This is a genomic window from Algoriphagus aestuariicola, from assembly GCF_017254835.1.
Lineage (GTDB): Bacteria > Bacteroidota > Bacteroidia > Cytophagales > Cyclobacteriaceae > Algoriphagus > Algoriphagus aestuariicola.
Map to the genome: position 1 here is coordinate 547,688 of NZ_JAFKCW010000004.1, position 15,210 is coordinate 562,897.

Below are 15,210 nucleotides of genomic sequence, written 5' to 3' on the forward strand. Positions count from 1 at the left end.
AATATATAGGTTCAGAAATTCGGTGAACCGGGCATCGGGATTTTTAGCAGCTGAAACGTAAATTCCTTGGGCTCTTGACTGGGGATTTCGTGGGTGGATTTGTCAAACCAAACCAATTCTTTTGTCGGAGCTTTCAACTGCTCGTAGTAGATGCCAGTCACCTTGGCATTAGAGACTAGATCTTTCCTTGCGACAAAAAAATAAACCGGACAATCCAGCTGAGGAGCGTGTTTGAGATAGTCCACTTTCGAGGCCTCTAAGAAGAGCTGAAACCAGGTTTTGTTCCAATTTTCGAATATGTGCATGGGATAGGTTTTTGGAGTGACCTTCACTCCGCTGAAGTACGCTGTCCATTTCCTCTGGAAATACAAATCCTTCCAGTTGCGGAAGGGGATTTGGATATCGGCTAGTTCCTGGATCGCCAATGCATTGTTTTCTTCCTCAGCTCGCTCGCGTATCTCGTCAAGGGTCAGTTTTTCGGAAAGTTCAGCAGCAACCATCCCCGAGACGTGCACATAGGCAAGCAGCTTTTCCGGGTGGTTTTTGGCATATTCCAAACCCAGAAAACCGCCCCAGGAGAATCCGACGAGCAGGAGCTTCTTGCGCCCAAACCTTTCCAGCAAGTAATCCACGACTTGTTCCGTGTCGTGGTGGAAAAGCGTGGGCGCTAGCGGAACAGGGGAGGGATTCCAGGCCAGCGTGTTTCCGGTTTCCCGCTGGTCCCATTGGACGATAATAAAATCTTCTTGCAGGGATTTTTTGACCTTTTCCAGGTAGGGCCTCGAACTGAAGCCCGGTCCGCCATGGAGAAATAATAGAATGGGCTTCGAATCATCTTTGGTATCTACCTCAATATACTGCTGAATACCGCCGATTTCCATTCCATCTTTGGTATGGATAGCTTGTTGCGCAAAAGATGTAAAGCAAAGGAGAAAGAAAGACAGAAACGCGGCCGGCTTCATCCTGCTTGGTTATTGATTGTTGGAGGACTGGCAAGGGATTCCATCCTTTGCATCCGGACCGAAAGGAGGCTTGATCCGATAATCCTGGATTTGCTTGGCGACATCTGTGTCTTTCATCTGGTAATCCGGAGTGTAGCGCAACTCATCCCAATAGGTTGACTTTGGGTTTTCAAACCGCGGATCACCAGTCGCTTCCATCCAGTCAAGAAGCTGTTGCCGCAGTTCTTTTTTGATGTCGGCGAAGTTGGATTGGGCGGCCAAATTGTTCAGTTGATAGGGATCCGAAACTACATCATAAAGTTCCTCTTCTGGTCTGGCACCAAATGCCAAAGAAAAGTAGTCCGGCTGGTCCGCAGCCGTTTTTCCTTCCATCTCCATGATCAAAAATTTTGTGATCGAGTGATCTACGTCACCATACTGTCCGACCGACTGGTGGACACTGGGATCTCCGGCGGGATTTCGCTCCGGCATGGGATTCCAGATGTAGAGGAATTGCTGGGTCCGGACCGCCCTCATGGGAAAGCTGAGATCGCCTTTTCTGACATTGGCATGGCGCTCCCGCTCGAGAAATACTTGATCCCGATCTAGGCTTTCTCCATCCATAAAAGCCCAAAGTGATAGCCCACTCATATTTTCAGGACTTTTTTCGGCTGCATCCAAAAAGCTCGGGGCAAAGTCCACAAAACTCACAAAGTCATGGATGACAGTGCCTGGCTTGACCTTTTTGGGCCAGCGGATCGCCAATGGCATGCGGGTGCCGTAGTCGTAGAGATTTGCTTTTGCACGGGGAAATGGCATGCCGTTGTCGCTCGTCATCACAATAATGGTATTGTCGAGCTCGCCGATTTGCTCCAGCATGGCGATCAGCTGCCCGCATTCCCGATCAAAGCGTTCGATCTCAAAATAATAATCCAGGATGTCGTTTCTCACACAGTCGTTGTCGGGGAAAAAGCCGGGAACGACCACATCTTCCAGCTTCGTTCCCGTTTGGATACCGGTGTTGGGAATATACTCCCGATGCGGGTCAGAGCTTCCAAACCAAAAGGTAAAAGGGGCTCCATCCGGACGATTTTTCAAGAATTCGGCAAAATCCGAGTAGCTTTTGCCCGCGGGATTGTGCTCCAAACCCGAAATTTTGAAGTCTCCCGGTCCCCAGCCTTTGCGGGTCAAACCCGTGAAATAGCCCATTTCTTCCAACAAGCTCACATAGGTGGGATATTGGGCTGGCCACTCTGACCAAAGGTTTCCTCCGCTTTCGTTTTCATGCGGATAGCGCCCGGTGAGGATGGAAGCTCGGGATGGGGAGCAGGAAGGGGACGCCGTGTAGGCATTGGTGAAAAGCGCTCCTTCTGCTGCCAACCGGTCAAAGGTTGGAGTTCTAACGACTTGATCTCCATAGACGCCAGCATGCGGATAAGACCAATCGTCAGCGATGAGGAAGAGGATGTTGGGTGGACTTTCCAGTGGAGCTTGGGTGTGGGAGGAGGTGAAAAGGCTTAAAACAAGAAGCAAAAAAGGAGTCAGGATCATGGTGGGTTCGTTCTATCCTTCTCAAAATAAGGGCAATCGGAGGATTGTGCAAGGGGTATTTACCCCGGAATGGTCAGAGACGACAGATACTCGCTTCCATTCTGCAGAATGTTCAGATCAATGCGCTCCGGGATTCCCGGTAGGCGGCCTTTTTCAGAAAACTGCCAGATTTCCCAGTTTTCGGTTTCCGGCTCCACGATTCGATTGTAATTCGCGACCCAAATGGGATATTCTTCAAAGCCTTCTTTGTGCAAGACTTCCCAGAAAAACCGGTCGCCGGTGTAGATGATGGGTTTCACTCCGTAGTGCTCCTCCACGATTCGCAGCCAATTTTTCAGCCCTTCCCGCAGTTTTTCCCTAGGCTGTATGGTACTGTGTCTTTCGATGTCGAGGACAGGGATGAGGTCGCCGGGTTTTAGCTTTGCAATTTTGATGAAGTTTCGGGCCTGCTTCGTGCTGTTTTCATTGGGCCGGTAGTAGTGGTAGGCGCCGCGTTTCACGGGCATGTTGCCAAATCCGTCCCAGTTTTGAAGATATCTTTTGTCAACGCCGTCGTCCCCCATAGTGGCGCGGATGAAGACAAACTCGATGCGGTGGCCTTCCAGCTGGAGCTGAAGTCCTGCAAAGTCGATTTGGTCTTGGTATTCCGAGACGTCAATGCCTAGACTACCGTCTGGATAATTACGAAACACATGTTGGAGTTTGAGCTCTTCGGTTAGAGGTGGAGAATTTCGGGTAAAATTGCCAAGCCGCTTTTCCAGCTTTTCTCTAAAAATATACACTAACACTACGGAACCCAATGCAACCAAAAAGACGCAAAGGAATACGGCAAACCAAGAAGGAGAGGTTCTCTTACGGGGCATAAACTGGGCAAAGTTCGAAAAAAATCAAACTCCTCGCCATTCCAAGGATGGATACCAAACTTGGTTTTCGTAATTGATTGGTTTTCTTTAGATTGATCTGAATTGAATTTTTCGATAGGCTATGACTTCAAGACTGTTTGCCGTATTGGCGGTAGTTTTATTTTCTTCCTGCAAAGACCCTACAGAAGAGACACTTTCGTATGTACCGGAGCGCTCTGATAGGCCACTGTTGGTGAGTGAATTCGCTGATCGCTTGGATGTTTTGGAAGTGCAGACTCCCTATCCTATTTCCGGCGTTCCAGTGATTCTGAGGTCAGATCGGTATTTCTATCTTTTCGAGACCGAAATGGTCACGACATTGTACCAACTCGACCTCAAAGGGAAGGTGCTACGAAGCCTGCAATTCGAAGAAGACGGTAGATTGCCCGCGGCATATATTACCCAAGTAATTCTGGAGGGGGATCGGATCGGGATCATTTTGTCCGGTGACCGAGTTACTTGGCTTGACGAGAAGCTGAACGAAATTGGTGAGGAAATATTGCCAGTCAAGGCTAAGGTTCATTTTCAGGATGATTTTGGGAACATTGCGTTTACCAATCGAATTGAGGACGGTGATTGGGAGATTTTGACGTATGATTCTGTCGTGCGATCACGCGCTTTGCCGGTAGATCGGGAAGCCTATAGTTTTTACAATCATACCTATTCCCAATTTTCCCAATGGAGAGAAGGGGTGCTGTTTTCCCGAGCATTCAATGATACCATCTATTTCTGGGAGGGCGGTGAGTTCCGTCCATTGGTGCATATCGATCTCGGAGCACGGGCCTTCCCTCGGGAGAAACTCTATGGAGTGACCCATCCGCCTGATTTTGGCAAAATCATCCGCTCGCCAGAATACAGCTATCTGATTGGAGAAGTTTTTGGTTTGCATGGGCAGCGGATTATGTTTCAGCTGATGGATGAATCTAGGCGAAAACTGGCTTTGATGGATCTTTCAAGCAAGCAGCTGACATTCTACCCAGGGATCATTGACAACTCCATGACTGGGATGAACCTGGTTTTTCCTCAATTCTCCGAAGACGGGATCCTGTATTTTGGGATTTCGGGCGAGGAAATCCAAGAAAACTACGGTGCACTCCCGGCGTCTTTTAAGCATAGGTTGTCGGAGACCTACGACGAGTCTTATTTTATCTACCTGCTCAAGGTGAAAAAGTAGTTCTAGCGTTAATAAGTGCTAGAGTGCTAGCCAGAAAGTCCTACGTCGAAAACACCACCCGAGCCTATCTCAACCGGCTTGTAGTGCAGGAAAGCTCTAAAAAGCGGAAAATCAGTGGCGACCACTGCTTCCTGAATCTGGAGCAGTATCGGATTTTGTAAACTTAGACAAGTCGAAATTTTTCGGCCAACATGTTGTACCGAATTGTTACTTCGCTATATTGGATTTTTAGTTTTTCTGCTTTTTTTCAAAAACCAACCTAATGACAACAACCAAGACACTGCGTAGCTTTGTGCTGATGGTTTTCTTTTGTACAAGCTGTGGCCCTAAATCCCCCGAATCAAGTAAGGCGGTTAGTCTGGCCCTAGAAGTGACCGACTCCATCCAGGTCGACTATCTGGGAGAGATGCGCCTACAGGACTACGACCCCGGATCGGATCAATACCTTCTGGTCAGCGATTTGTTCCAAAACTACCTGGAAGTGGGCGCAGATGGCAAGGTCATCCAAGACAAAACCTTGGCTGAAGATGGACTGGACAATATCTCGACAGCCATGGGTCTATCTTACTTGGATGGAAAGGTGATTGTTCTTACTCCGGATCAGGGCTATGTGAAGTTTGAAGATGGCAATCGCATGGACAACGTGAAAGTGCCATATCCCTATTCTACCTTTGTTTTCTATCCCAAGCTTGGTTTCCATGAAATCGATGGCAAGGCGATCTATCCCAATCTCTGGCCCGAAAGCATGCAGATGGGCTTCGATAATCCTGAATTCTATTTGCAGCTCTATCGCAGACCGATCATGCAGATCCAGGATTTGACCAGCAAAGACACCCTGGGGATCATGTCTCTGCCTCCGTCCTCACCGCTCAGCGATGGGAGAATCCATGGCATCCCTATACCAATTGTGACTCAGCGCGGAAAAGATTGGCTCCTTGGGATGTGGCTGGAACCCCGATTTTATGTCTATCGCGAAGAAGCGGGCAAATTTGAATACCTAAAAACAGCGGAATTTGATGTGCCCAATTGGGCGGGATATTCCCCGGTGGAGCCAGCCCAAGCCGGGACTTTCTTTGACCAGATGCAGACCTTCACTGCGGCTACGGTGGAAGATCTTTTGGTCATGGGGGATTATGTACTAGCTGTTTATAGAAAAGGCGTTTCCCCAGAACGGTACGCCGCGTTTGACCGAAAAAAAGAGGAGGATAGGATTGAGATCCATAAGATCAATCCCTACTACGTGGCGGTCTTTTCGAAGGATTATGAATTGATTCAGGCCGATCTAAAATTGCCCGCAGGTGTGCACGGCCCAACCGTAGTAAACAACAACGGCGAGCTGATGGCCTCCAAAAATCCCAGTCTCTCCGAGTTGGAAGATGAAGGGCTAATCCTCTACAAGATGAAACTGGTGGAAAAGGAGGAGTAGCTTGGTCTTTGCATTGTCTTTCGGACCTCCATGCCTCTTCTCATCCTAGCTGCCGAGTTCAAACACCGCCGACTCCAAGGGACCGAAGTCTAGCTCTAAAAAAGCCTCGTTTTCATTGACGTGGAGGAGCGTTTTCTTTTTTCCAAACATCACCTCGTGCACTTCTTTGGTTCCAGTCACCAGTTTCCATTTTCTGAGCAGCTCTTTGGGAAGCTTCAGGTGGGTCATAAAACCATGATGCTCGTCAAAATTGCAGACGACAATCAACTTCTGGTTTCCTTCCCATCGGGCGAAGGCAAATTGCTTTTGTCCGTAGCCGGAATGGGGTCGGCAGTTCAAGGTATGCAGCTCCTGATATTCTCCTCTCAATGCAGGAGCAGTCAGGGTAAAGTTCAATACTTCCGAGTAGTAGTTTCGCAGTGCTTTTTCATTGGCGGAAAGCTGCCCCCCGTCAAATTTCCCCGCGTTCATCCACTTCTGATGTTGGGGTACGCCGATGTAGTCAAAGATCGAGGTACGGTTAGGATGGCCAAAGCCTGCCCACTCCGCTGCAGGTTCGCCGACTTCCTGGCCAAAATAGATCATGGTAGGCGAAGTGCTGACCAAGGCGGACAGCACCATTGCTGGCATGGCTTTCCAGGGATTTTTAGCAAATTCCGGACTTGCAATCCTCACTTCGTCGTGGTTTTCCAGAAAGTGGAGCATGTGGTGTTCGATGTTCTTCAGCCCTTCCAGTATCGCCAATAGCCGGTCGGTGTGGCCGTGGCCTAGGACAATTTCTTTGAGCGTATCGTAGAGGCCGACTTTGTCATAGAGGTAGTCCACCTTCCCCTTGAAGATAAAATCGCGGTAGAGACTGGGGTTGTATACTTCGGCTATCTGTATAGCATCGCTTTTCTGGGACTTGATATAGGAATTCAGATAGGACCAAAACTCAACCGGTACCATCTCGGCCATGTCATATCGGAAACCGTCCATGTTTTTTTCCAGCCAAAAAAAGGTGATGTCCCTGAATTTCTTCCAGGTGTCCGGCACGTCTTTTTCCTTCCAAAACTCCAAGTGCTGGGTCAAATCCCATTTTGCGGATTCCGGCGGCAATTCCGGAAAATCCTTTCCGCCATCCGGTCGGATTCCATAGTTGATCTTGGCGGTCTCGTACCAGTCATAGAAATCCGGTTTTGCCTGTCTGGATCCGTTTCCTGTCCACTTGGCGGGAAATTCCCTATATTCCTTTTTCAGTAATTGATGCGGCTCACCGCCGAGAGGCTGGTAGCCGTTTTGGGGATCCGGCACCTCAAATGCTTCACCGGGGATATAATAGAAGTTGTTGTCCCGGCGATAGCTGACGGAAGTATCATCGTCAGCTCCAAAGTCCCGGACTCCGGGAGGGTTGTTTCGGCCCTCGTAGTGTCGCGAGACGTGATTGGGGACGATGTCGATGATTGCCTTCATACCGTGGCGGTGGGTGCGGGCGATTAAATCCTCGAATTCCTCCAAGCGACGGGACGGATTGACTGCCAAGTCCGGATTGACCTGATAGTAATCCCGGATGGCATAGGGTGAGCCAGCCCGGCCTTTGACTACCGCGGGATGGTCGGAGCCGACCCCGATCTCGGGGAAATCGCCCACCATCGCGTGGTGCAGTACCCCCGTGTACCAAATATGCGTAACGCCCAGTTTCCTGATCTCCTCCAGTGCTTTGTCTGTGAAATCATCGAATTTTCCGACGCCATTTTCTTCCTTGGTTCCCCAAGGTTTATTGTTCGTATTCTTGTTGCCGAAGAGCCTGGTAAAAACGTGGTAGACGACAAACTTTTGAGGCTTCATTGCTGATGGTTTTGGAAAAGCTGCCGCTGGATTTAGGTAGCGGCCAAAGACGGATTCATCAGGTTATCGGGTCAATCGGTACAGCAAAATAGTATTTCTTTTGATCAAATCGGGATATTGCTTCATGTTGATGGTTTCGCCTGGAGCATGGGCACCACTGCCGGAGGCCCCAAGTCCGTCTAGGCAATCCATGAATTCTGCCACAAAGGAAATGTCACCGGCACCCCGACTGCCGGGATCTCCGGGCTTCACCTCGCCAAAGCCCATATCCAAGCTGACTTGGTTTAGGATCTTGGCCAAGGCATAGTTTCCTTCACTGGACACCATGGAGGGAAGGGCGTCTTTGAAGGTGATTTCCGCGTCGGTCTGGTTGAGGTGTTTTGATACGATTTCCTGCATTTTTACCCGGGCAGCTTCTTTTTGGACTTCGCCCAAAAATCTCAAATCCCCAGTGACGAATGCCTCTCGCGCAACGATATTGGTTTTGCCGAGGGCTTCTCCCTTTCCACTGACTTCATCGTAGCTGATGTCCGAGCCGCCTATGATCTGACCGGGATTGAAGGTCAGGTATTGCTCGGAGGCAAGTGTTTCCTGAAACTCCGTGAGGATTCTTGCTGCTTCGTAGATGGCTCCATAGCCCACCGACTCGCGAAAAACTCCGCTGGAATGGCTTTGCCTTCCGCTTGTTTTTAATGTCCAGGTGCTCGCGCCCCTTCTTGCTACCGTCACGGTGCCAAAGCCTTGGGCGGTCTCGTAGGCCAAGGCAATGTCATGTTGTCTCGCCCGCTCGACAAAGTCCTTTCTCGAAACAGTGACATTGCCGGAGCTTTCTTCATCTCCTGTGAAATACACCGTGATCGTGCTGTCGTCCAAAAGGCCAAGTTCATTCAAGGCTTTCAGACTGGCAAGAATCAGGACATCGCCTCCTTTCATGTCATTGGCACCTTGGCCGGTGGCGGTGCTGTCATTGAGCCAAGTAAAAGGAGAGAAGGGCATATCTTTCTCAAACACCGTGTCGAGATGACCGATCAGGAAGAGTTTTGTTCCTTTGCCGCCTGTACGGGAGGCGATGAAATGTCCCGCACGATTGACCTCAACCGGGAGCTCAAGCCATTCGGTCTCGAAGCCAATTTTTTGAAACTCCCGCTCGAATACCTTTCCTACCTGCCGCACGCCCTCCGGATTTAGAGAGCCGGAATTGATGTTGATGACTTCTTCTAAAAGGGCAAGAGTCTCCTGGTAGTTCTTATCGATCAGTTCGAGGAGTTTTTGCTCATCTCTGGACAGGTTTTGCTGCGCAAAAGAGAAAAGCGGCAATACCGCGAAAAGTGTGTATAGCGTGAATTTTTTCATGTGTGAAAAATAGGCGAAAAAGCGAGTGGGGACAATGTTGGGTTTTCAATCAGATGGAATTGGCGGGAAATTTATAATGGATCTTGCCGTCGGCACTCCTAATCTATTTTTATGCCTAAACCCAGAATTGAATTCTGGGCTGTTACAAGAAATGCCATAGGTATTTATCCAAAGTAATCATTCGAGGTAACATCAGCGCTGAAGGCGCATTTTGTACCAGCCCCAAATTTGATTTGGGGATATTTGGCAAATAATTACACCAGAGTCCTGAAGGGGCGATCTGTACCTTATTTTCGTAAATCCTCAGAAGTTGCCAAGGCGATCACTCTTCCCCGGTCCCCCACCGCATTGTAGAAGTGATAGACGATTCCTTTCCATTTGATCACCCAAGGCTTATGGGCATACTGCCTGTCGTAGGGCTCTGAGGACGCGACCAAATCCGCACCTTCCCAATCCGTCCAGTGGACCAAGTCGTAGGAGACAGCGAAACGCTCAAATGCCCCCGTCTTCCAAAACGCTCCGAAGTAGAACATCACATAGAGATTTCCCATTTTGACGATCTGTGCGTCCCCGCAAATACCTTGGTGTTTTGTAATGACCGGGTTTTTTCCATAGCGCTTCCAGGTTTTCAAGTCCTCGGACACGGCCATGGCTATGCTTTCGTACTCTGCCGTGTCGCCTTTCGCATTGTAGTACATCACAAAGGGATAGCCGGTATGAAGGTCTCGGTCGCGGATGACATAGCTTTTGTAGATGGTTTTGTTCTCAAACCACCGGGCATCTCCATCCTCCGGCGATAGAAGCGGCTCGTGTGCGGTATTCCAGTGTCGGACTTCCGTCAGACTTGGTGAGCTGGCAAGTCCCACCTTCAAAGTGCCTGCTTCGTAGCCGCTGCTACTGCCGCCGAGATAGGTCATCCAGTAGCGATCTTGGAATTTTTCCACCTCATAGTTCCCTCCCCATTCCGTCTTGACCAGCGCGGGATATCCGGCTTTTTGGTTGGCGTCCCAGGTGCCTTCGGTGAATGAGAGGATTTTTCCCTTGGACTCCCAGTGGAGCAGATTCTCGCTTAGCGCCAGCCAGGTCTCATAACCCTGCCCATCAAAGACGATATAAGTCATGTACCAAAGCCCGTTTTCCCGAAAGATGGTGGGAGAGTCTATCATCTTGGTAGTGTCGGGATGTTGGAACACTATGCCGTATTTGAAGGGCGTTTTGACTTTTTCGTACACTTCCTCCATCACTTGCGAGGAAACTGGTTTACCAAGGGTTTGGGCTTCAGTCGAAAAAGAAAAAGTCAGGACTAAGAGCGTAAGAAAATGGGATTTCATAGGGAAACGGAAATGATGAAGATAATTCCTGCACGTTTGGTAAGCAATTGTATTTGGCCTCGAGCCTAGCCCAACTCATCCTCTATTATGGAACGCTCGTTTTTCGCTTTTTCCAAGACAAGTCCAACGGAATTTGAATTTGACCAATCCTACGAAGTCTTGGCTGCCCGCAACTTGTCCTGCTTCAATGAGGGGCAGTTTGTCGCAAACGACTTGGAAACGGTTTTGCTGATCTTTACCTTTTCGGTAAACAAACTAATCGTTTCCTGTCCCAAGGCGTAGAAGGGTGGATTTTTTTATTGAAACCATTGGCAGATCTTGTGCTTGAAACAAATGATCCCCCATTTGTATCGATTCGATACCCAAGCTTGTTTTCAGGATTTGGCTAACTTATGCCCCCAAGTAAACTCAAAATATGGCCAACTTTAACATAGACGCAGACAAGAATCTGACCTACGATGCGATCGTCATCGGCTCGGGAATCAGCGGGGGCTGGGCGGCAAAGGAACTTTGCGAAGCCGGTCTCAAAACCCTCGTCCTAGAGCGGGGAAGAATAGTGGAACACGTGGTAGACTATCCGACCATGAACTACGACCCATGGGAAGTGGAGCTCCGGGGCAGCCTTACCCCTGAGCAAAAAGCCAGGCATCCAAAAGGGGGGAGGTCCGGCTTCATCGGATCGATGAACGAGCACTTCCACTCCAATGATGTAGAAAACCCTTACACCGAAGTCAAACCCTTCCTTTGGGTACGCGCCCACCAGATGGGCGGACGCTCCCTGCTCTGGGGCAAGCAAACCTACCGCTGGTCGGATCTGGACTTTGAAGCGAATGTCAAGGATGGACATGGAGTAGACTGGCCGATCCGATACAAGGATTTGGAGCCTTGGTATACCCACGTTGAAAAATTCGCCGGAATCAGTGGGGAAGCTCTGGGTCTACCCCAACTGCCTGACTCACACTTTCTCCCTCCCATGGAGCTCAATTGTGTGGAAAAACACATCAAGGATCGTATCGAAAAGGAGTTCAAGGGGCGACATATGATCATCGGTCGTGTAGCCCACCTGACCCAGCCGCATAATGGCCGCGGCCAATGCCAGTCCCGCAACAGATGCGACCGGGGCTGCCCTTACGGCGCATATTTCAGCTCCAATGCGGTGACCCTGCCTGCGGCAAATGCAAGCGGCAACCTGACGATAAGGCCCTATTCTATCGTCCAGTCCGTCGTGTACGATGAGCAAAAAGGCAAAGCCAGCGGCGTGCGCATCATCGATGCGGAGACAGGGGAAGACCTGGTGTACAAGGCGAAAATTGTGTTCGTGAATGCGTCTACGCTGAGTACGACCCAGATTTTGCTCAATTCCACTTCCAGCCGTTTTCCAAATGGATTGGGCAACGACTCCGGTGAGTTGGGACACAACCTGATGGATCATACCTACCGCATCGGGGCGATGGGCACCGTGGATGGTTTCGAAGATCAATACTACAAAGGCAGACGGCCGAATGGTATCTACATTCCCCGCTATGTCAACCTGAAGGACGGGCCGCAAAGCGACAAGTTTGTGCGTGGCTATGGCTTCCAAGGCAGTGGTGGTAGAGCAGGATGGGGAGCCGGCAGCAATCAGGAAGATTTTGGAGGCAACTTCAAGGACGGATTGATGAAGCCAGGTCCGTGGGAGTTTTTCATCACCGGCTTTGCCGAATGTTTGCCTTACCACGAAAACAAGGTGTTTCTGAATAAAGACGTTCAGGATAAATGGGGGCAACCTACGCTTAGTATCGATGCCCAATGGGGTGCCAACGAGCTTGAACTCAATAAGCAGATCCGTATCGATGCCCGCGAGATGCTCGAGCGTGCTGGATTGAAGGACATCATGGATTTTGACAAGGAGCACGAGATGGGTTACGGTATCCACGAGATGGGCACCGCCCGCATGGGCAAAGACCCCAAAACCTCTGTACTCAATGCGACCAATCAGGTCCACGGCTGCGCAAACGTGTTTGTGACGGATGGGGCTTGTATGACTTCTTCCTCATGCGTGAATCCCTCCTTAACCTATATGGCACTTACCGCCAGGGCAGCCAACCATGCGATTTCCGAACTCAAAAAGCAAAACCTCTAAGCCATGAACAGACGAGAAGCAATAAGAAAAACAGCTTTGGGGCTAGGCACTGCCGCGGGGGTACCTACCTTGCTGAGCCTACTTCAAGCTTGCGCCAAGGAGGATAGACTGACTTGGACGCCACAGTTTTTGAAAGAAGACCAAGCGTTATTTGTCTCCTCCTTTGTAGACTTTCTTTTACCCAGGACCGATACACCGGGAGGCTTGGACGTGAAGGCCGATATCTTCATGGACCTCATGTACGCTAAGGCTTATGATGAAGATGGTCAAAAAAATGTGGTGGCACAGATAGAAAAGTTCAACCAGGACTGCAAAGCAAAGTACGGAGCGGTCTTTGCCGAGATGAGTGTCGAAGATAAAGGAGCCTGCTTTCGTGAGCAGGAGGCCAATTCTCCCAAATTTCCCAAAAACGTTTGGGGTACCTCCGTTGGGCCGAGTGAGCCGGTTGGGTTTTATCGTAGTTTGAAGTCGATGGCGCTTTGGGCCTATTTCAGCTCGGAGGAGATTGGAAAAAATGTCCTGAGCTACGATCCGATTCCAGGCCCGTATCAGGGGTGTATTCCGCTTTCTGATGTGGGAAACACCTGGAGCTTGTAAATTTACGTTAAGTTTAAACCAGAGTAGAAGTCTTTCGCCAAAACGGTGAGAGACCTCTAAGTTTTTTGACTGTAGAAAAAACTCCACATTTTTTTGTGGAAAATTTTCCGCAGCTATGCCGCATTGGCAGTCTCAGGGTCGGTTTTTTTGTGGCACGGATTTGTTCTACTCTTGCTCAAATTGGGATGAGTAACATGAATAGCGATACATGAAAAAGGCGTTGATAATTGATGATGAGGTGGATTTATGTATGCTTCTTTCTATGCAGTTAAGATCCCTGGGGATTCCAAATGAATATGTGAACACGATAAACGAGGCCAAAGAGAAGTTTAAAAACAATCAGTATGGTATCATTTTCCTCGACTTGAACCTGAAGGATGGAACTGGGTTTGATATGCTGAACTATATGAGCAATTTTCCAAAACTTCAGAAAGTGGTTGTCATTAGCGCATATGACAATGAACGAAGCAAAGTGTTGGAAAGTGGTGCAGATTTTTTTCTCCCGAAGCCTTTTACCAAAAAAAAGGTAGCGCAAATCATTGACTCGATCTAAATTTATAATCTATCCTACTCCCATGAGCAACCAAATCCTAGTAATAGACGACGACCAAGACCTCTGCAGGGTCTTATCCAACTTCTTAAAAAAGTCGAATTATGATGTCGACGTGGCATATAAGGCGGAAGATGCCTTGCAGCTTCTCCGGGGTAAATCTTACGATCTGATCCTCTGCGACTACAAGCTGCCGGACATGACTGGAGTGGAAGCACTGCAGAAAATAAAAGTTCTCAGCCCGGAGGTCGCAGTGGTTATCATCACCGGATACAGTGATGTCCGTACCGCGGTAGAGACCTTCAGGTATGGTGCAAATGACTATGTGACCAAGCCACTCTATCCTGATGAGCTACTGGTCACAGTGAAAGAAACCATTCAGAAAAATCAGGAAAGAAACGAAGCCCGAAGCGGCAAGCCCGTCCAAAAGGCGAAAGTTGAGGGGAAAGGCACAGAAAACGTCCCCAAATACCTATTTGGGAAAAGTGAAGCATCAAAGGCGATTCAGCAATATGTGGATTTGATTGGGCCCACGGACATGTCTGTGTTGATCATTGGGGAGACGGGAACAGGCAAAGAATTCGTCTCCAATTCCATTCACAATCAAAGCAATCGTGCAGGTCGGCCTTTTGTAGCCATTGATTGTGGGGCCCTGCCAAAGGAGCTTGCGGGAAGCGAGCTTTTTGGTCATATGAAAGGTTCATTTACCGGTGCAATAGCGGATAAGCCGGGAAGCTTCGAAATGGCCAATGGAGGGACCGTATTTTTGGACGAGATTGGAAATCTGAGCTACGAAAACCAGGTAAAACTCCTCCGGGTGATACAAGAGCGGAAAATCAGGAGAATCGGCGGGCAAAAAGATATCAGCATCGATGTGCGTATCATCGCCGCAACCAACGAAAATCTGACCCAGGCGATTCGAGATGGCCGTTTTCGTGAGGATTTGTACCATAGAATCAATGAATTCAAGATAGACCTCTTGCCGCTTCGTGAGCGAAAGGAAGATATTGTGACCTTTGCCGAGCTTTTTCTGAAGCACGCAAACCAGTCCCTTAACAAGGAGGTCAAGGGTTTTTCAGATGAAGTTTTGCAGCATTTCATGAATTATGAATGGTACGGAAATCTGCGTGAGCTAAACAATGTAGTCAAACGAGCCGTGTTGCTTTCCAAAGGCGAAATGGTCCAAGTTGATGCACTTCCAGATGAGATCTCCCGCCCTAGGTTTTTTTCCGCTCAAGAGACTCCGGATTCCGCGGAAGACAGCCATACGCTGCGCTCGGTCTCGGGTGAGGCAGAAAAACAAGCCATCATCAATGCACTCGAAGCGAGTAGATACAACAAATCCAAGGCTGCAGATCTACTTAGGATTGACAGGAAGACGCTTTACAACAAACTCAAGCTCTATAAAATCCAAGATTACTAAAGTGGAGGCTGCG

Annotated in this window: 14 protein-coding genes; 8 read left to right on the forward strand and 6 right to left on the reverse strand. The window is 49.1% G+C overall.

Annotated elements, in window-relative coordinates; translation table 11 throughout:
- Positions 1-11 precede the first annotated feature (11 nt).
- Genes J0A67_RS18610 through J0A67_RS18620 form a run of 3 tightly spaced genes read right to left on the reverse strand, consistent with a single transcriptional unit; the run spans position 12 to position 3,355 of the window.
- A complete protein-coding gene (locus tag J0A67_RS18610) occupies positions 12-962 on the reverse strand; it encodes an alpha/beta fold hydrolase (RefSeq protein WP_206570900.1) in 951 nt (316 codons plus the stop codon).
- A gap of 9 nt (positions 963-971) precedes the next feature.
- Positions 972-2,492 (reverse strand): sulfatase family protein, encoded by a 1,521-nt coding sequence (locus J0A67_RS18615; protein WP_206570901.1) that lies wholly within the window; start codon positions 2,490-2,492, stop codon positions 972-974.
- A gap of 59 nt (positions 2,493-2,551) precedes the next feature.
- Positions 2,552-3,355, reverse strand: coding sequence for a GH25 family lysozyme (locus J0A67_RS18620; RefSeq protein WP_206570902.1), 804 nt, complete (start codon positions 3,353-3,355; stop codon positions 2,552-2,554).
- Between the two features lie 121 nt (positions 3,356-3,476).
- Here J0A67_RS18620 and J0A67_RS18625 point away from each other — a divergent pair, with 121 nt between their 5' ends.
- The 3 genes from J0A67_RS18625 to J0A67_RS18635 all read left to right on the forward strand — a co-directional run bounded on the left by J0A67_RS18625 (position 3,477) and on the right by J0A67_RS18635 (position 5,994).
- Positions 3,477-4,568, forward strand: coding sequence for a hypothetical protein (locus J0A67_RS18625; protein WP_206570903.1), 1,092 nt, complete (start codon positions 3,477-3,479; stop codon positions 4,566-4,568).
- A gap of 23 nt (positions 4,569-4,591) precedes the next feature.
- Complete coding sequence (locus J0A67_RS18630; protein ID WP_206570904.1) at positions 4,592-4,729, forward strand: hypothetical protein; 138 nt, start codon at positions 4,592-4,594, stop codon at positions 4,727-4,729.
- Between the two features lie 101 nt (positions 4,730-4,830).
- A complete protein-coding gene (locus J0A67_RS18635; protein ID WP_206570905.1) occupies positions 4,831-5,994 on the forward strand; it encodes a hypothetical protein in 1,164 nt (387 codons plus the stop codon).
- A gap of 45 nt (positions 5,995-6,039) precedes the next feature.
- On the opposite strand, the gene J0A67_RS18640 is transcribed toward J0A67_RS18635, so the two are convergent.
- The 3 genes from J0A67_RS18640 to J0A67_RS18650 all read right to left on the reverse strand — a co-directional run bounded on the left by J0A67_RS18640 (position 6,040) and on the right by J0A67_RS18650 (position 10,505).
- A complete protein-coding gene (locus tag J0A67_RS18640; RefSeq protein WP_206570906.1) occupies positions 6,040-7,821 on the reverse strand; it encodes an alpha-amylase family glycosyl hydrolase in 1,782 nt (593 codons plus the stop codon).
- Positions 7,822-7,884: 63 nt separating this feature from the next.
- Entirely contained in the window at positions 7,885-9,174 is a 1,290-nt protein-coding gene (locus J0A67_RS18645; RefSeq protein ID WP_206570907.1) for a M20/M25/M40 family metallo-hydrolase, read from the reverse strand.
- A gap of 287 nt (positions 9,175-9,461) precedes the next feature.
- Positions 9,462-10,505, reverse strand: a complete 1,044-nt coding sequence (locus J0A67_RS18650) for a glycoside hydrolase family protein (protein ID WP_206570908.1) — start codon at positions 10,503-10,505, stop codon at positions 9,462-9,464.
- Between the two features lie 87 nt (positions 10,506-10,592).
- On the opposite strand from J0A67_RS18650, the gene J0A67_RS18655 reads away from it, so the two are divergent.
- The 5 genes from J0A67_RS18655 to J0A67_RS18675 all read left to right on the forward strand — a co-directional run bounded on the left by J0A67_RS18655 (position 10,593) and on the right by J0A67_RS18675 (position 15,197).
- Positions 10,593-10,787 (forward strand): hypothetical protein, encoded by a 195-nt coding sequence (locus tag J0A67_RS18655; protein WP_206570909.1) that lies wholly within the window; start codon positions 10,593-10,595, stop codon positions 10,785-10,787.
- A 133-nt stretch (positions 10,788-10,920) separates the two neighbouring features.
- Positions 10,921-12,627, forward strand: coding sequence for a GMC oxidoreductase (locus tag J0A67_RS18660; protein ID WP_206570910.1), 1,707 nt, complete (start codon positions 10,921-10,923; stop codon positions 12,625-12,627).
- Positions 12,628-12,630: 3 nt separating this feature from the next.
- Positions 12,631-13,224, forward strand: coding sequence for a gluconate 2-dehydrogenase subunit 3 family protein (locus J0A67_RS18665; RefSeq protein WP_206570911.1), 594 nt, complete (start codon positions 12,631-12,633; stop codon positions 13,222-13,224).
- 208 nt (positions 13,225-13,432) lie between these two features.
- Complete coding sequence (locus J0A67_RS18670) at positions 13,433-13,777, forward strand: response regulator (RefSeq protein ID WP_206570912.1); 345 nt, start codon at positions 13,433-13,435, stop codon at positions 13,775-13,777.
- Between the two features lie 22 nt (positions 13,778-13,799).
- Positions 13,800-15,197: a sigma-54-dependent transcriptional regulator gene (locus J0A67_RS18675; RefSeq protein ID WP_206570913.1), complete on the forward strand. Its 1,398-nt coding sequence runs from the start codon at positions 13,800-13,802 to the stop codon at positions 15,195-15,197.
- Positions 15,198-15,210: the final 13 nt, after the last annotated feature.